Here is an 18,285-nt window from a genome sequence, read left to right on the forward strand (position 1 = left end):
GAGCGGATCTAAGCTTCGATATTCACGTTAATCATCATGCCGGTGTCTTCGTGGGGAAGAATGTGGCAGTGCATGACATAGCGGCCAGAGAAATCCAGAAAACGTGTTCGGAAGGTCACAGACCCTGCGGCGGGCACCCCGATCGTATCCATCCACAGTTTGTCCGGATCAGGGACACCATTGATTGATCTCACCTGAAAAGGGTTTACATGGATATGGATCGGGTGCGGGAAAGGCGTTGTATTGATCAACGTCCATTCTTCGACAGCGCCAACCTTTGAGATCACATCATCACGGCGTGGATCAAAAGGCTCACCATTAATGGTAAAGAGCGTGTCGTGGAAGAAACCCTTCACGTCTTCGACGCCCAGAACAATCTTGCGATGGCCCGTCAATTCGTCGTCGGTGATATCGGTAAGTATCTGATTTTTTGGCAAATTTCCTTGCGGAATGGTCCGGCTAAAGGGTGTCCCTGCCGGAACCCGAGGGTCATCTTTTGGAATGACAAAGACATTGGCGAGATGCACTGGCGGCAAAGATGCTTTGCCTTGATCAAACATCGGGCGGCGAAGAACGTAGGCACCGGGCTTAACAGCCTTGACCAATACATCAACGCGATTGCCTGGGGCGAGATGAATTTCTTCTCGACGCTGGGCCTTGGGTAACGGGTTGCCATCGCGACCAATTTCGTAAATTTCCAATCCGTCCATTTTGAAGGGGAAGAACTGGGCGTCACCAGCATGCAGAATACGCCATCGTTGAACTTCGCCCTCACGGATATAAATTCGGGGTTGGTATTCGCCATTGACCAGAAAGTCCCGTTCTGCATCAAGTGGCCAGATCGGATCTTCGGCATCCAATATGCCATCAACCCCGGGGATCGGGGCCTGAATAACAAGAACGCGTTCAACCGCTTCCTTGATTTCCGGCACATCATCCAGCGTACCGGTGATCACTGCCATGCCCGCAGCACCCGAGGCGACCTGAGCAGAAACAGATCCGTGGCGGTGTGGGTGATACCAGTAACTCCCTGCTGGGTGATCATCAGGTATTTCAACAACATAGTTAAACTTCTGATCAGGTTCGATGTTCAGATAGACGTTATCACTGTTGCCTTTTGGACTGACGTGAAAGCCGTGGTAATGCATGTTAGTGGTGTTGAAGTGATTTGGAATGTTCACTTCGGTGGGCTGATCCGGGGCATTTTCCGGCATGCGGTTTTCAAACGCGAGCTCAAGCGTGTCGCCGGGATCAATGCGCAAAGTTGGACCGGGCAGGCTGTTGTTGAAATTTCGCAACAGCGCAGTCCCACTTGGCAATTCAACCTTGTTATAGCTCATATAGATCTGGGCGCGGAGTTGACCGTCAACAGATCGTAATTCGGGCGGATTACGCAGGTCATCCGAAATCCCCAGTGGTGACGAGCTGGCGAGGACTTCCTGTGCGTAACTGAAACCGCTGTCTGTGATACCTTTGAGTACGATACCACCAGCTGAAAGGGCGGCAGCCCCTTTCAAAAACGTTCGCCGTTCTATTTTTTTCATTTAGTTCCCCGTTTCCCCTGACATGGGCGACTTAATATTGAGGCGAAAAATACTAATGTGTCGTTAACGCGTGCAGCATATCACAAGTCAGTTGACAACCGTTGATTTTAATTTTTTTAGTATTACTAAATTTGTCTGTATACAAAAAAGCCCTACAATTATGTAAGGCTTGATATGCAAGGCTTAATTTTTTTTTGATAAAAGGTCTTTATTTATGGTGCTTTAATCGTTCATTCAGTTCTTTAATGTTTGAAGATTTTCTAAAAATATCAACTACTTCTCTATCACTTAATTCAGTGGATTTAGGTTGTTTTTTTTTGAAAATATTTATGGCATCCAAAGCTTTTGTTTCATCTGCTTTCTCTGCATTATTAAGTACTGAAGGCAGTATGAGTGAACTACGAATCATTGTGTCGTCTCCCTTAACAAATAACTTAATTAAATTCTCGAGATTGTCTATGGGTATATCTCGAATTTAATTCTAAATCAAAAAAGTGTTTACGATTTAACCACACTAATCCTTCATTTTTAGTAATTATTGCGACATCAACAGGACCACTAACAGTTTCAGTGGGGCTAGTAAATTTTTCTTTAAGAGATTGCAAACTAATCATTGTTTCAGCTAAGTGAGCCATCTCTTTAATAGGCAAGAATTTTATAACATCTCGTAAAGGACTGAAATTCATCTCGAAAGCTAAGCTTCTTGTGTGTTTTATGTATTTTTGATGTGAGTGTTCCAAGAGATCTAGAATATTTTCAGGTAGTTCCCTCTCCATTTCTGCAACTAGACTTTGGGCAAATTCAGTGATTTCTTGTTTAAAGAAATTTGTATAGGCTTGACTAGTTTCTGCACTAATTCCCAGGACGAATGTGTTTACCATTGAATCTTGGGCAAATGCGGCAATTGTGGCCCCCTTGTTACGAGTAATATTAAAATACTCTTTATCGACTATAATAAAACGGTTGAAAACATAGCCGAGGCAGTGTTTTTCATAGTAACTCGGAAAACTTTCCGATTGGCCAAAGCCCATAAATACCAGCCCAGTGGAACTCTGTTCTTTGAAGTAGCTATAATGTTTGAAAAATGTCGAAATTGACAGTATTGAGAAATTATCTAATTCATTAATGGAATCCAATAAAGCAGATAATGATGTGTCACCCTGTTTGGCTGCGTCTTCAAGGCTTTCTTGAAGTCCTTGTGTTAATCTGTCTTTAAACTCTACCATAGCTTGTTCTACATCTTGATCGGTAAAATAATTTGGCAAAGGATGTTCTTTTATAATTTCAAGATCTTTAGAGATTATTTTAAGTATTACGCTAGGTCTATCTTCTGTAGAAGCGTCAATATACTCAGGATTTTTGGTGATGTTTGTAGCTAAGAAAACTGCAACGTTGATGATTTCATTAAAGAGATACTCTTTCATCTCGTGATCTTGAAAAAGCTCATCGAAATTATTTATGTAATTAAAAAAATCTTCGCAGTATTCGGCAAGAGTATTAAAATTTTTTGTACTCAGGTTTTTTCTGTAGGCTTTAATTAATAATTCCCATGGAATATCATTAATTTCAGCTGCATTATAAATCATAATTCCAACAGGATCGATGTTCGATAATTCAAATATTTTATTTGTGCCTTTAAAATACCTTGCTCCAGTGAGAGATGGATCTCCATTAGATACAGTACTCGCACTATCTGCGGCAATTGCGATAGCGCTTTTGTTCATAACGATAACTTCAGATGTCATTGTTTTCCCCCTCTGTAGTAGGTCACTTTACCTCTAGGAAGTGTTTGGTCAATATTTTTCGGCCTATGAGTGTGTTTTGCCAAGAGAATTGTCTTTGATTGAGTAGTTTTCACTTGTATTTTGTGGCTGATATACCCACAACAGGATTGTGCGTATATTTAAATTTGTGAGCCTTCATAACTATGAAAATGACCCGCCCTTGTGTAAGGGAAAAAGTACTGCCCCCCAGGGAATGTCAGCAGCTAATAGACCTGTTTGAAACTTCATCTGATGTGGCTGATGCTAAATTGGCAGGCGGAGTAAAAAGCTCGCTTCGTGAATGCAGCTATTTATGGCTGGATGATACGGATGAAACATCATGGGTTTTCAAAAAGCTTGCCGGGCTTGTGTCACGGGTCAATCAGGACTGGTTCCAGTTTGATCTGGAAGATTTTAAAGAAGGTTTGCAGCTGATCAGATACGATGCACCAGAAGATCCCAAAGCACCTGCCGGGCATTATGGTGCGCATATGGATATTGGTGCTTCCGGCTCTACTGTCAGCCGTAAACTATCCATTTCAATCCAACTCAGCCATGGTGCAAGCTATAATGGTGGTGAATTGAGTGTGGATAACGAAGGCAAAGACTGGGTTGCGCCAAAAGATCAAGGTACAGCCGTGATTTTTTCCAGCTTTTTGCAACATCAGGTACGTCCGGTGACAAAGGGTACGCGCTACGCTTTGGTTGCTTGGGTACATGGACCTGCTTTTAAATAGTGGCTCTTCATATCACAGAGACCTGACAAACAGATATTTTTGGTCGTTTGACCTTAACTGAGTTTGCTTGTTCACAAGCTTTTGATCTGTTTCCTGCTTGAAGAATTTTTGCTCTAACCCAGATAGAGTATAGTTCTTAATTGGTAATGAATGTTCGTTAAAGGCTAAGGGTTCATTAAAAGTAAGATGTGCTTGTCTAATGAGGTTATGGGGTAAATTCTAATTCTTTCAGGTAGGTTATTTGTTTTAATTTTCAATTATTGCGGGCAGTCTTAATCTTTATTTAGTTTTCATTTGCCAAAGTACCCGCTTGCTTGTGAAGTCAGTTTGTTTTTACCCCACCTATCGGCTACCCGAACGCGTTATTCGAGTGGGCCGATCCATATGGGAAATTCTGATTTAATGAACGAAGAACTCAAACTTTGGGCTGGCGCATCGCTGAAGACGGTGCTCAATGGTCAATCCATTATTGATTCCCCGCGTTTACAGGTAACCTCGCTGGAAGAGGCCGAGGCCTTTTTGGACTGTTATGGCTATGATTACGGTCAACTTGAAGATCGTCAGGAAATCGAAGCAATTCGGCAGGAAGCGATTGATTTTATCGAAGATGTGTTGCTGGAAGATGATGAACCAATTCCACCAGCGGTTCGTAATCAGGAGAATATTTTACATCTGTTGATGTGGGTATCCGAGCCTGAAGCGACGGATCGTTCGCGATGGAGCTGTGCCTTGTTGCGCGTGATGCACACTTATGCTCACTGCGGGTCTTTTTTTAACGAGCATTACCACGGACAGATTCAGGATCAGATCTTTAGCCGTTTTGAACAACATATCCGCTATACGTCCAACGGTATTTTTATCGGTGATATAGAGCTTGTTTCCTATGAAAGCCGTGCATCCAAATCCCGTAAATCTGCGGTATTAAAACTGTTACACAAGGCCGAGAACGTTGCGGCTGATATCTTTGACTGGATTGGTATCCGCATGGTGACACGTTATCCGCTGGATGCCCTACGGGTTCTCTGTTATTTGCGCAACCACAATGTTGTAATGTTTGCTAATATCAAACCATCACGTTCCCGCAATAGTCTGATTGATGTGGATTGGGTCGAAGAACGATGGAAAGGTGTTGAGGATCTGGCTCAGGTTAGTGCCGATCTACAGAAAATGCAGTATCCCAAGGAAGTGGGGCGCATGAGTGATAACGCCTTTAGTGGCGACAGCTATCGCGCTTTGCAGTTTACCTGTCGTCAACGCATCAAGCTAAAGGATACAGACGGGAGCCCGCGCCGGTTTTATTTCCCCTATGAAATCCAGATACAGGATGAAGAGAATTATCAAGCCAACCGGAACGGTGAAGCATCACACGAACAATATAAACAACGTCAGGTTCGATCAGCCAGGTATCGTGTGCTTGGTACCCTTGGTCGTAAAATTAATCGCGAAGTGGCCTCTTAGACAGTAATCAAGCTTGGTTAGAATAGAGATAACAGCTCAGAATGCCCTAAAAGACGTTTTTGAGAGATAAATAGCTGCGTGCCAATTGAAATTACTTTTATCATCACCATATACGTGTAGCTAAGCAAGCCTTGCGGCCATTGGAAGGTAATGTACCAGATTGTGCATTGGTCCCTGAAGTGTATTCCTGAAAAATTCTGAAAATTGAATAATTCACCAAACTTTCGTGCATGAGCTCGAGAGTGGTTTTTACTGCTTCAAAAATGGGAAATAAAATGATTAACGGTACAGTTAAATTCTATAATGCTGAACGTGGCTTTGGCTATATCAAGCCTGAGAATGGCGAAAAAGATGTACGTGTTTTGCTTTCTGCGCTTTCGCGTGCGGATATGAAAAGCCTGGCACAGGGGCAAAAAGTCAAATTTGATACGCATACCGATCCTGATAGCGGGAAAGTCGCTGTCCATAATATCGAGGCTGATTAAAAAGGCTTTATCCAGACTATTTGTCATAATCGGAGAGAGTTATTCTCTCTTTCCGATGTTCAGAAGAGTGTCAGGGCTGGATTTGTAAGATTCCGGCTTTGGGGTTCGGCTTTGCGTGTTTATCTGGTGAGATGTGGATGCCTTTGTTATGCCGCACTATCCAGATTTTTTATCACGCTTATTCTTTTTGTACTTGGCTTTGTGCCCGGGCAGGGCGCATTAGCACAATCAGGGATACCTGATAATGCACAGGCCAGTTCTTATGCCGAAGGCTGGGAGTGCAAAAGAGGCTTTCGAAAGAAGGATGAAAATTGTCTTGCGATCACCGTGCCTGAGAATGCTTATTTGTCTAGACAGTCTTATGGACAGGGCTGGAAATGCAACAGGGGTTTTCAGGAAACAGGGCTGTTGTGTAAGGCAATTGTTATCCCTGAAAATGCCTATCTTGAAGCATTTGGTCGTGGATGGCGATGTGATCGCGGGTTTAGAAATAACAACAGCGGCGTATGCGAAGCTGTTCACGTCCCGAAAAATGCTTTTCTAACACGCCAGGGGAATGCTTGGGAGTGTGAATTTCCGTTTCGTAAGGCTGGGGATGGGTGCCAGATGATTTCAGCGCCTCCTAATGCCTTTCTGACATATTCTTCATACGGAAAAGGTTGGGAATGCCGCCGCGGATTTATCCAGACGGGTAATAGCTGCCACGCGATTAAGGTACCTGATTATGCATATCTGACCGGTGATTATTTTGACGGCGGGTGGAAATGTAAACGAGGATATCAGGCAAAGGAAGGACTGTGTCTTCCAATTATTTTACCGCCAAACGCTCATCTTGGTTATTTCGGTACGGATTGGGAGTGTGACCGTCCATTCGAAAAAAATGGAGAGACGTGTGTCATGCCCTAGATTTATCGTTTTCACTTAATTGATAAATTTTTATTTCAAAATCAAATCACCAGGAATAATCAGATGATAAATCAATTTGTTAAGAGGCATTATATCGACCGCAATTTTTCTCGATTTTTTTATCAGAATAAATTCCAGCCCATATCAGCTGAATGTATTCATTTAGAAGTCAGACAATATGATCAGGTGGAAAGGTCATGAAGTTGATTAATTCGGATGCTCAGGAATTAACATCTATTGCATGTGATCCTAAAATAGAACGATATATTGCCGTTGTTGCGACCAATACCGAAGGAAATAAAGAAACTGGCTTTGGTTCAATTGACACCTGCAAAGCCTTTTATGAAGCCTTGATGGAAAGCTATCAACGGGTCACGTTCCACGAAGTTGCAACAAGGGCATCGCTTGATCTGATTGTACGGGAAAGACCGGATCTTGTTGTTCTATGTAGTAAATATTTACCTGAAACGGGCGGTCATCCGAAAATATGGTTTTCAGAATACTTTGCAGCACACGATATTGCTTTTACCGGGTCGGATCGTGAAACGCTGGAATTTGATTCTAACAAAAGCAAGGCAAAAACAGTTTTGCTGAACAATGGTATTGCGACGGCAAAGTTCTTTCTGGCTCACCCCGATCAATTTCAGAGCGAAGATCAGCTTCCTTTACCTCTTCCGCTTTTTATCAAACCGCTTGATGCTGCAAACGGCAATGGAATTGATGAAAATTCAATTGCGCGGGACTTTGAAAGTTATCGCCAAAAAATTGCAGAGCTGTTTCTTGCTTTTGGCGCGAAAATTCTGGTTGAGGAACTTTTACCGGGACGGGAATTTACAGTTGCTGTTCTGGATAACAGGAATGAAGCAACGCGAATGGTCATGCCGCTTGAAATAATTCCCCCGGAAAATTGCAAAGGAGATCGTACACTGGGATGTGACGCCAAAAAGAAAAATGATGAAGTTCTTCAACTTGTTGAGGAACCGCTGGTGTCGGAAATTAAACAGCTTGTCGGCAAGGCTTTTTCCATTCTCGGAGCACAGGATTTTGGGCGCATTGATGTTAAACTTGATGCTCTTGGTCAACCGCATTTCATCGAAGCTAATCTAGTGCCGGGCATGACGCCCGATAGCAGCTATTTCCCACGCGCATGTATTCTTAATAACACAGAAAGCAGGATAAAAAATGATATGCCAACGATAACCCATTCTGATATCGCCCGAAAAATCGTGGAATTGGCTCTGAATCGTGCATATCTGGTGTCAGCCGTTTAGGATTGAGCCTTCTGTCTGATGGATTTGTTTTCGGGCAAGGGTCTGTTGGTTAAGTCATACAATGTAATACAAAGTAACGGCGTAAAAAAATGCAGAGCTTTTCTTTTTCGTTGAAGAGAGGGCTTTCTATGTGTCGTGTTTTTTATCGTGGAAAATTATTTGCGTCATTTGTCCGTTGACATAGCGTCATATGTCACTATCTTTATAGGTGAGGTATTCAAACTATCGAGACTATTCTTTGAGAGGTGACTCATGTACGCAACGGAATATGCCCTGCTTGGGGGCAACGCCAAGGCAATGAGTACCACGGAAAATGCATTAAATGTGATCCGTCAAGGCTTGCCGGTGGATATGATTGATCATGCCGGGGATGTCCTGCGCGTGGCCAAAGGTGATCTGGTGCCTTTGATTGGGGCAAATTTGCGGAGTATCCAGCGTAAAAAAGGCGGTGAAGGCGGTGGAAACCTTACTCCGCAACAAAGCGAGCATACCTTGGCGATCATGGGCGTTCTGACTTCTGCAACTGACTATTTTAATGACCGGGAAGCCGCACTGGAATGGATGAAAACGCCCCAGATTGCATTGGGAAACAAAAGTGCCTTTTCTTATCTTGATACTATGGCGGGCATTAGTTTTGTGAACGATATTATCAACCGCATGAAATATGGAATGACGGCCTAAGGTGGAACTCTATCGGCTAGCCCATAAAAATTATGCAGATCTGTCTGGTCGCGGTGGATTGTATGGGTCTGGTCGTTGGCATCATAAAGGGCTGCCTGTTCTCTATACCGCATCATCGCGTTCCTTGGCCGCGCTGGAACGTTTCGTCCACGAGACCTCATCTACCCTGCCGCCATTGGTGATGTTGACCATTTGGGCACCAGATAATCTGTCTCTTAAACGGGTTACGGAAAAGAAACTTCCCAAAGGCTGGGACCATTTACCTGATACTTACGTGTCCCGGGATTTCGGCAATAAATGGCTGCAAAAGGCCAAGGAAGCAGCGCTTGTAGTTCCCTCTGCCATTGTTCGGGATGAATACAATGTTCTGATCAATCCGGGCCATCCGGAAAGCGTGGAGTTAAAAATACTGGAAAAAACTGATTTTTATTATGATCAGCGCTTGCAAAAGATGATCAGGTGAGGGGCGATAATATCCCCTATAAAAGTAGGTTTTTTCTGCTCTGATAGTCCGTTATTGCATTGATAGGTAACAGAAAACATAGAGTGTTGTATCAATTTATGAGAAGCCCTTTCATAAAAAACCATATTTTGGTCTGTGATTAACTAAAAATTTACAAGGTAAGGTTTCAAATAGACCTGAATATAATATTGTTTTAGGGCACTATTTCATGGCCGATAATACATCCAAGCTTTCTACAAAGAATATCAGTGCGTTAAATTTTTTTTCAAACTTGAAAATGACACCAAAGCTATTAGGCAGTTTTGGTATTGTCATTCTCATATTTTTATCAGTTATGGGGTTGGCCTATTGGAACTTTGTGAAAGTTGGACATGAAGTCGAGGAAATGGAGCTTGCTGCCAAAGAGTTGGAGCTCGCGACAAATATCGAGCTCAAATTTCTAAAAATGAGCCGAGCGGCACGTGCTTTTGTCCAAAAAGGCGATGATGCATCAGAAGCTGCTACACATAAATACGAAAAAGAAACAGCTGAAGCGATTAAGTTTGCCGAGGAAAATATTCCGATCGAAGAGCATCAAAAACTGATTGCTGATATCAAGGTCGCGTTTGAAGCCTATTCCAAGGATTTTCTGATCGTTGCGAAGAAAAAACATGAGTTTCTGGAGTTGGTCGATAAGGAACTGGAGCCTGCCGCTGATCTGATGATCAAGGATCTGGATGATTTGATTGCGGATGCCCGGGAAGAAAACAACGCAAAGTTAATGGATCTGGCTTTTGAAGCCCGGGAACATGCTTTTCTTATTCAGGTTGATACAGGCAGACTGCTATTCGAAGGCAAGAAAGAATATGCGAAAAAGGTTTCAGATGAGTTCGCGGCCTTTGATAAAACCCTGAAGGCTGCAGAACCTGAGCTTCATACGGATCACGAGCGCGAACTTTATACCGAGTTACAGGATCTTAGGGCAAAATACGAAAAAACTTATGATATTGTTCTCCGCGATCAACTCGAATTGACCGAGATGATGGACGTTGAAATGCCGAATTTTTCGGCGATCATACTAAATACGTCTGAAGAATTGGCCCATATTGCAGCTGAACATGAGCATGAAATTGCGGTTCAGGCTCAGGGGGAAATTGCACTGGCCGAGCTGGAACTGGTTGTAGTTGGCGCTATTGGATTGGCTATCGCAGTTGGACTTGCTTTGGCTTTGGGAAAGGTTATTGGTGGTCCTGTGCGGGGCATGACAGAGGCGATGCAGCGGTTGGCTGATGGTGATAAAACTGTTGACATACCGGGGCAAAACCGCAGTGATGAAATCGGTGAAATGGCGTCAACTGTTGAAGTCTTTAAAAATAGCATGCTTGAAGCCGAGCGTTTAGCCAAAGAACAAATGGAAGAAGAAGCAGCTAAATTACAGCGGGCAAGTGAAATAGCAACGGCAATCCAAGATTTTGAAGATCAGGCTGCAGATTTGATTGCACAGGTTATGGAAGTGGCTGAGCGCATAGATGGTGCGGCGGCATCAACCGGTACAGAAACGACGAAAACAGGTAATCGATCCTTTGAAGTTGCCATGGCAGCGGAGCGTACATCATCCAACGTTGATTCAACTGCTGCAGCCGCAGAAGAGTTGTCAGCCTCCATTTCTGAAATATCGCAGCAGGTTACTCAATCTTCTACTATAGCAGAAACTGCGGTTACGGAGGTTGATCAGGCGACGAATATGGTCCGCGGACTGGAAAAAGAAAGCCAGAAAGTCAGCGAAGTTTCCGAGATGATTTCCGCCATTGCGGAACAAACCAACCTCTTGGCGCTTAACGCGACGATTGAAGCAGCCCGCGCCGGGGATGCCGGGAAAGGTTTTGCAGTTGTGGCGTCAGAGGTTAAGAACCTTGCAACCCAGACGGCAAAAGCCACCGAGCAGATTTCTGTTATTATCAGTACAATCCAAAGCTCTACCGGTGAATCCGTGACCGCAATTGAACGCATTGGAAGTGTTATGGATGAAGTGAATACTGCAACAACGATCATTGCCAGCGCTATTGAAGAACAAAATGCGGTTACCCAGGAAATTGCACGTACGGCAAGTAGTGTGAGTACTGATGCGAACATGGTGCTTGATAGTGTGGGTAACTTGACCATGTCAGCGGCGCGTTCTTCCAGAAAGTCGGTTCAAATGTTATGGGAGGCAAAATCTCTGGAACAAACGATGACTGTTTTCCGGACTGAAATTCAAAGTTTCTTAAAGTCTGTCAGCTAAGCTTTTTAAAGCTTTACGGTTTTACTGATTATTATATTAGAGGATTCTAGGACTGTGGATTATTCAAAGACACAAAATGGCGATACAGTTTCCATTTCTTTTCGGGGGGAATTCGGGTTTCCCGACAATCCCAAAGCACAAGAAATTATCAAAGAAGTAAAGGAAGGCAGTAGTTCGAGCTATTCTATCGATTTGAGTGGATTGGAAACAATTGATTCCGCTGGTCTTGGTATGCTCTTGCTAATCAATGATGCGGCTGAAGATGGTGGGAAAAGCCTGGAACTGCGCAGTCCAACAGGACAGGTGCAAAAGATGCTCGAAATTTCCAGGTTTTCAGAAATTATTTCGATCAAATGATAAGCCTGACATAGATCCCAAAATCTTATTGTGAACCTCAAAAAAAAGTAAGAGAATTTTGTCAGGTTGTTCTGTGATTTGGGAAGGGAAGTTATAAGTCGGTTCGTGAAAAAAAGCCCGAGCGGGCTGTTTTGGGTGAGGTTTGATAATTAGGTTGTAAGTATGGAAATAGTAACGAATACGGGCTTTTCGCATGGTTCAAAACCTGAAGATCAAGACGAAGTTTCGGTAAAACTTGTCGATATACAATCATGCAAAATTCTGATCGTTGATGATGAGTTGTTGATCCGTGAACTTATCAAGGCGCAATTAAGTTCAGTTGGTTTCGATACTATAGACGTTGCCGAAGACGGCCTTATCGGGATCCAGCGGATTAAGGATACCAAGCCTGATCTTGTTATTCTCGATATTCAAATGCCGGGAATGACTGGCATTGAAGTTCTGAAACAAATAAGAGCAAACCCCGTTTATGATGATATGCCTATCATCGTAGAAACAGGACACGATGATAAAGAGTTTCGCAATGAAGTTCTTCGGGCCGGGGCCACCGATATTATTTCTAAACCAATCGATTTTAAACTTCTGCGTCTTCGCGTGCGAACGCATTTGGAACATCGTCTTCTGGTTACGAGTTTGAAGTCGTATCAACAAAGGGTTGAACAAGAACTGGAAGCCGCACGGTCTATGCAATTACAGCTATTACCGCGTGAACGTGACATTCAGGCAATTGAAGAAAAATATGAAGTAAAGCTGGATTGGCATTATCAGGCTTCATCAGAACTCAGCGGTGACTGTTGGGGTGTTCACCCAATCAGCGATACAAGCTTTGGCATTTTTATCGTTGACTTTACAGGTCATGGCGTGGGCGCTGCGGTAAACACTTTTCGGTTTCACACTGTGGTGAAAGATTTAGAACCAGATGCCGAGAGTCCTGCCCGGTATCTGGAAATGCTGAATGATCAATTGATCGATTTAATACCGCGAGGTCAGTTCGCGACGGTGAATTATTCAATAATTGATGTTGAAAAAAACACATTAACCTATGCTTCGGCGGGGCATACATCGCCTATTATGGGATGTACTGAAATGAATGAAGTCTTCCTTGGTACTCCAGATGGATTACCAATTGGCATCAAGAAATCAATTGAATTTCAGGATCACGAGATTGCTATGAATCCCGACGGATTTTTGCTTTTGTACTCGGACGCCCTGATTGAAACGCCAGATGATGAGGCCACCCCACTGGATGATGATGGGCTTGTAAAGTTGGTATATAAAACTCTATCCCAATCGAACGAGAAAAGACCGTTGGAAGACTTGCTCAATAGTTTCTATGCGCGTTCTGAAACGGCCCCTAACGATGATGTGACCGCAATTTGGATCCAGCGTTAGACCAGTGTTAGACCAGTGTTAGACCAGTGTTAGACCAGTGTTAGAATAGAGTGGATATTAATTTTAAATAAATTCAAACGGTCATAATTATTATCACCTGAATGATGATCGTTACGTTTTATGTCAATTCTTTAGCCGGAAGAATTTTTTTGATAATTTATAAAATTGTTTCTTAACTTGATAGAGATTGAAATCTCTCCTGAAAATCGATTTTCTCTGTCGTAATATTTCCCTCAAAGATATCTTTAACGGGTAATGAGAATCATTGATTTGTTCGTGAGTTAGCCTTGTTGCAGGTTTTCTGTTTAGATTCAATTTTAGAAAACTCCCTTTATGTCTTCTCAAAAGGTAGGTAATTGATGAAAGTTACGTTAGCTCAACTTCGTGCCTTTGTTGCCGTTTCTCGTGCGAGATCGTTCACGCGTGCTGCTGAAGTTTTGGAGATTTCACAGCCGTCTATTACGACTGCGATCAAACAGTTTGAAGAAGTAATTGGGATGAAGGTGTTTGACCGATCTACTAAGACACTGCGTTTAACTAAAGCCAGCGAAATGTATTTACCAAGTATTGAAAGATTCTTGGATGAATTGGACATGACGCTTTCTGATTTTAAAGAAATATCATATGGCTCGCAGGGTAATATTGCTGTTGCAGTAGTTCCTTCGGTAGCAACCAATGTGTTGCCGAGTGCTGTAAAAAGCTTTTCTGCAACATTTCCCAAAATTAGAATTTCGTTACGTGATGATAATTCTTTCGGAGTCCGTGAACGAGTTTTGAATGGTGAAGTCGATCTTGGAGTTGCAGGCCGGACCACGTTTTCTGATGATCTTGATTTTGAACCTTTGATACGTGATCCATTTGGGGCGGTTGTTCATAAGACACACGTATTGGCGAAAGAAAAAGGGCCCATTGTATGGGAAGAACTATCAGGCTACCCCTATATATCCTTTGCCCCTGACACAGGTATACGGCCCATACTTGATATGTTAGCCAATGTGCCAGAAAATGTTAGATCGCCTTGGGTCGAGGTTTCCAATATTGCAACTGTCTTGTCGTTTCTCAAAACCAATCTTGGGATAGCCGCCTTACCAAGGATGTCAGTAAATACGATTGAAAATGATGTGGTATTTCGGACTCTTTTAAATCCACCTGTCTTTAGAGAGCTGGGGTTGATCACGCGTAAGGGCAGAACGCTTTCTCCTGCAGCATCAAATTTTGTTGATCATATCAAAAATACTTTGCGTCCTGTTTGGGATAAATAGATCAAATGTACCATATGTGTTGATTATTCATTTATTCATATAATCTATAAGTACCTATATTTTATGTGTAATTGTAATAAATTGTATTGCCCATGGAATAAAACCTGCTTTTAATCGACCTGTCTAAATAATAGGGAGGCTCAAAAAATGATCTATAAATTTAAGCGTTGTTTTGTACTTGCTATAACAGGTGCAATGACTGTTGCCAGCATTTCTTTTTCTACTGCAACCTACGCTCAGGACCCAGAGTTTTTAAATATTGGTGGTGGTCCAAGCGGTGGTACATTCAATGTTGTTGCAACGGGTCTTGGAAACTTAATGCGCGAAGCGTTCCCAGATAGTGTAGTGGGAGTTCAACCCGGTGGTTCGGGGCCAAATTTATTGCGGGTTTCTTCTGGTGAAGCAGATCTTGGTATTACATCTGCGAGTAACGCATCTGACGCTTGGGCAGGGCGGGATCCGGCCACTCCGGAAAATCCAATTAAAAACATTCGTGGCTTGATGACGTTCTTCCCTAGTGCGATTCAAATTTGGGTTGATGCGAGCTCGGATATTCAGTCAATAGAAGATCTTGTCGGTAAGCAAATTAGTGCTGGTCAGCCAGGCCAAACATCCTGGAATGCTTTCAATAATTTGCTGGAAGTCCATGGTATGAAGATTGAAGACTTAGAAGTAAACGGTGGGAAGATTCACCATCTAAGTTGGAAAGAGTCACAAAATGGCTTACGTAATGGACAGCTTGATGCTGTAATGTGGGTTGCTTTGTATCCACATTCTACTGTGCTTGCGACAGAAACTGCACGCAAGATACGTGTTCTTACTATTGATGAAAGTAAGATTAATAAATATCTTGCCGAGTATGGCAGTGGTTTCAAAAAAGTGACGCTGCCTGTCGGTCTTTATCAAGGTCAATCCACTGAAGTTACTTCTGTTGGCACAAAAACATTTCTCTTTTCTTCAGACAGAATGCCTGATGAAACCGCTTACAAAGTAACTTCGGCAATATGGAAAAATCTCGATAAATTTCAACAAACACACGCGTTGTTGCAATATATTGAAACAGAAACAGCTGGTCGCGGGATGTTGGCACCGATTCATCCTGGTGCAGCTAAGTTTTATGAAGAACAAGGTATTCCCGTGGATGAAGCTGCTCTGAATTAAGAGACAAGGCTCTTGCAGGATAATTGTTTTCTGCAAGAGCTCAAATTTTCAAAACAGAACCGGACCTTTGAAGTTCTCGGGACACAAAAAGTGTCTTTCGAAAGGGCATAGGCAATGACACTTAGTCTAAAAAACACAATCACGATACTCGCAGTTTCCATGGCACTGTTCCATCTATTGGTCGCGTCGCCCTTTTTCCTTTTTCCGGACCTGATCGTGCGCGGCACACATCTTTTGTTTTCGCTCGTGATAGGCTTTTTGATTTATAAATTGTCAAGTAACCGGCTTGGAAGAACAATAGATGGATTTCTTATCCTGCTTTCTCTCGTATGTGTTGGCTATTTGATTGTTAACAATGTATCGATCGTAATTCGTCCTCCGTGGACACAGGAAGCCAGCGCCATGGAGCTTTTCGTTGCTTTAGGCACTATTTTTGTTGTTCTCGAACTTACCCGTAGATCCTTGGGGATGGCGATTACTGGGCTTTGTACGTTCTTTATTTTTTATGGTTTTATTGGCCCATATTTGCGGCATGTGGATTTCTTGCGCCCACTTGCGCATAAAGGGGTCGGAATTAATGAATTTGTTGACCAGATGTATTTCAGCTTTGAAGGCATATTTGGTGTGGCACTCGGTGTTTCAACGGATTTTATTTTTTTATTTGTCGTTTTTGGGGCGTTGCTACAGATTATTGGTGGAGGAGATTTCTTTGTAAATGTCACAAAAGCGGCAACAGGGGCAACCCGAGGTGGGCCAGCAAAAATGGCTGTTGTTGCAAGTGCTTTGATGGGAACGATGTCTGGAAGCTCGGTTGCTAATGTCGCAACAACTGGTGCGATCACTATCCCTATGATGAAAAAGTTGGGTTATCCTAAAGCATTTGCCGGTGCTGTCGAGGCTGTTGCGTCTACAGGGGGACAGATTACACCACCGATCATGGGGGCTGCTGCTTTCTTGATGGCGGCTATCCTTGGTATCAGCTATCAGGAGGTGATTACTGCAGCGGCACTGCCTGCATTTTTGTTTTTTGCATCTCTTTTTGTTGCTGTGCATTGGGAAGCGCTTAAGCATGGCCTTAAGCCCTTGGAAAAAAGTGACAAAGGTACTACATGGCGTGAATTTAAAGCGGGATGGACATTTCTTTTACCTCTTGTCGTAATCATGACATTCCTTGTTATGGGGTACACACCCAGCTTGTGCGCATTCTACGGCGTTGTGGTAACTCTTGTCATACCATTTGCACGACGTTCAACATGGGTATCCGGTGCTTTACTTTGCAAGGGATTGGAGTTTGGGTCACGGGCGGGTGTTACTGTCGCGATTGCCTGTGCTTCAGCGGGAATTATAGTCGGTATTGTGCAAATATCTGGCTTGGGGTTTCGCTTCAGTAGTTTGGTACTCGCATTTGCCGATGGTAATTTATATGTAGCACTTTGTCTGGCAATGATAGCGGCGTTTATCTTTGGAATGGGAATGCCAACAACACCTGCATATATCATTCAAGCCACGCTGGTTGCCCCTGCGTTGGTCAATTTAGGCGCCAACCCTCTCGCGGCGCATCTCTTTGTTTTTTATTATGCTGTTTTGGGACAGATTACTCCACCCGTTGCAGTGGCCGCTTTTGCTGCTGCACCGATAGCAGGCACCAGTTCTACTTCTGTGGGATGGCGCGCTTTTGCATTGGGGATTCCTGCTTACATCATCCCGTTTCTATTTGTAGCCAATCCGGAGCTGTTAGGGCAGGGCCATTGGATGGATTTGGCTCTGGTTTTACTGCGATCGGCTGCTTCAATAGTCTGTCTTTCTGTCTCGCTCACAGGTTGGCTGGGAGGACGCTCACTCAATTGGCTGGGGAGGGCGGGGCTTCTTTTTTCTGCTGCTTTCCTAATTACGCCTAGCCTGATTTTGAATTTTATTGCATTGGCAGGAATTTTGATGGTTTGGGTGATGCAAAAATATAGCAACGTAGCTTCGAAAGCTCAGGATGTCTAACATGAAAGAAGTAGTTGCTAAACCTCTGAACAAGCCTATTACTTCTCAAGCTGGCTTGATGGGTGTAGCCCGTAGTTTACCTCAACCAGAGGGAACGAAATATCCTTATGAACTGGTCATAGTTCATGGACTTACGGCTTATGTCGCGGGGCAAATTCCAAAGCAAAATGGGGAGTTGGCTTATACTGGCAAGGTCGGGCAGGACTTGAAAATTGAAGAAGCGATAGCTTCTGCTCGGATTTGTTCACATCAAGTTTTAGCTTGGTTGAACTATTCTGCGGGAGGTCTTGAAAACTTGGATAGGCTTTTGCGAATGACTTGTTATGTCGCTCATGATGATTCGTTTGAAAATATCTCTGAAGTTGCCGATGGCGCATCTAATTATTTAATTGATACTCTTGGAGATCAAGGTCGTCATGTCAGGGCGGTAGTTGGTGTCAAAAGTCTTCCAAGGAATGCCCCTGTCCTAGTGGAAGTAACGGCTAGTTTATTGGCTCCTGTCTGATTACGACCAGAATGTATTGAAGCAATAACCTTGATTCTGGGTATTCGT

The 18,285-nt window shown here is 43.3% G+C and carries 17 protein-coding genes; 14 read left to right on the forward strand and 3 right to left on the reverse strand.

All coding sequences use genetic code 11. The features are described from left to right. Positions 1-8 precede the first annotated feature (8 nt). From WH96_RS03935 to WH96_RS03945, 3 genes are all read right to left on the reverse strand, one after another. The gene (locus tag WH96_RS03935; RefSeq protein ID WP_047762869.1) at positions 9-1,544 is read right to left on the reverse strand and encodes a multicopper oxidase family protein; all 1,536 of its coding nucleotides are present in this window, start codon (positions 1,542-1,544) and stop codon (positions 9-11) included. Positions 1,545-1,752: 208 nt separating this feature from the next. Then, positions 1,753-1,953, reverse strand: coding sequence for a hypothetical protein (locus WH96_RS03940; RefSeq protein ID WP_047762870.1), 201 nt, complete (start codon positions 1,951-1,953; stop codon positions 1,753-1,755). Positions 1,954-1,978: 25 nt separating this feature from the next. Continuing rightward, complete coding sequence (locus tag WH96_RS03945) at positions 1,979-3,289, reverse strand: hypothetical protein (RefSeq protein WP_047762871.1); 1,311 nt, start codon at positions 3,287-3,289, stop codon at positions 1,979-1,981. A gap of 272 nt (positions 3,290-3,561) precedes the next feature. Here WH96_RS03945 and WH96_RS03950 point away from each other — a divergent pair, with 272 nt between their 5' ends. From WH96_RS03950 to WH96_RS04015, 14 genes are all read left to right on the forward strand, one after another. Next, complete coding sequence (locus tag WH96_RS03950) at positions 3,562-4,044, forward strand: 2OG-Fe(II) oxygenase (protein ID WP_162200113.1); 483 nt, start codon at positions 3,562-3,564, stop codon at positions 4,042-4,044. A 402-nt stretch (positions 4,045-4,446) separates the two neighbouring features. Then, complete coding sequence (locus WH96_RS03955; RefSeq protein WP_047762873.1) at positions 4,447-5,502, forward strand: TIGR04552 family protein; 1,056 nt, start codon at positions 4,447-4,449, stop codon at positions 5,500-5,502. 275 nt (positions 5,503-5,777) lie between these two features. After that, positions 5,778-5,987 carry a cold-shock protein gene (locus WH96_RS03960; protein ID WP_047762874.1) on the forward strand — a complete coding sequence of 70 codons (210 nt, stop codon included), beginning with the start codon at positions 5,778-5,780 and terminating at the stop codon, positions 5,985-5,987. Between the two features lie 111 nt (positions 5,988-6,098). Further along, positions 6,099-6,893 (forward strand): hypothetical protein, encoded by a 795-nt coding sequence (locus tag WH96_RS03965; RefSeq protein WP_053005652.1) that lies wholly within the window; start codon positions 6,099-6,101, stop codon positions 6,891-6,893. A gap of 197 nt (positions 6,894-7,090) precedes the next feature. Then, positions 7,091-8,164 (forward strand): D-alanine--D-alanine ligase family protein, encoded by a 1,074-nt coding sequence (locus tag WH96_RS03970; RefSeq protein ID WP_053005653.1) that lies wholly within the window; start codon positions 7,091-7,093, stop codon positions 8,162-8,164. Positions 8,165-8,416: 252 nt separating this feature from the next. Then, a complete protein-coding gene (parS, locus tag WH96_RS03975) occupies positions 8,417-8,845 on the forward strand; it encodes a type II RES/Xre toxin-antitoxin system antitoxin (RefSeq protein ID WP_047762875.1) in 429 nt (142 codons plus the stop codon). A 1-nt stretch (position 8,846) separates the two neighbouring features. Continuing rightward, positions 8,847-9,308, forward strand: coding sequence for an RES family NAD+ phosphorylase (locus tag WH96_RS03980; RefSeq protein ID WP_047762876.1), 462 nt, complete (start codon positions 8,847-8,849; stop codon positions 9,306-9,308). A gap of 208 nt (positions 9,309-9,516) precedes the next feature. Continuing rightward, a complete protein-coding gene (locus WH96_RS03985) occupies positions 9,517-11,568 on the forward strand; it encodes a HAMP domain-containing methyl-accepting chemotaxis protein (RefSeq protein ID WP_047762877.1) in 2,052 nt (683 codons plus the stop codon). Between the two features lie 54 nt (positions 11,569-11,622). Further along, positions 11,623-11,925 (forward strand): STAS domain-containing protein, encoded by a 303-nt coding sequence (locus WH96_RS03990; RefSeq protein ID WP_053005654.1) that lies wholly within the window; start codon positions 11,623-11,625, stop codon positions 11,923-11,925. Positions 11,926-12,087: 162 nt separating this feature from the next. Next, positions 12,088-13,317 carry a PP2C family protein-serine/threonine phosphatase gene (locus WH96_RS03995; protein ID WP_053005655.1) on the forward strand — a complete coding sequence of 410 codons (1,230 nt, stop codon included), beginning with the start codon at positions 12,088-12,090 and terminating at the stop codon, positions 13,315-13,317. Positions 13,318-13,676: 359 nt separating this feature from the next. Further along, entirely contained in the window at positions 13,677-14,579 is a 903-nt protein-coding gene (locus WH96_RS04000; protein ID WP_047762878.1) for a LysR family transcriptional regulator, read from the forward strand. 147 nt (positions 14,580-14,726) lie between these two features. Next, positions 14,727-15,740 carry a TAXI family TRAP transporter solute-binding subunit gene (locus WH96_RS04005; protein WP_047762879.1) on the forward strand — a complete coding sequence of 338 codons (1,014 nt, stop codon included), beginning with the start codon at positions 14,727-14,729 and terminating at the stop codon, positions 15,738-15,740. Positions 15,741-15,854: 114 nt separating this feature from the next. Then, positions 15,855-17,732 carry a TRAP transporter permease gene (locus WH96_RS04010; protein WP_053005656.1) on the forward strand — a complete coding sequence of 626 codons (1,878 nt, stop codon included), beginning with the start codon at positions 15,855-15,857 and terminating at the stop codon, positions 17,730-17,732. Between the two features lies 1 nt (position 17,733). Further along, entirely contained in the window at positions 17,734-18,237 is a 504-nt protein-coding gene (locus WH96_RS04015) for a RidA family protein (protein WP_053005657.1), read from the forward strand. The last annotated feature ends 48 nt before the right edge of the window (positions 18,238-18,285 follow it).

The organism is Kiloniella spongiae (assembly GCF_001026905.1).
Lineage (GTDB): Bacteria > Pseudomonadota > Alphaproteobacteria > Kiloniellales > Kiloniellaceae > Kiloniella > Kiloniella spongiae.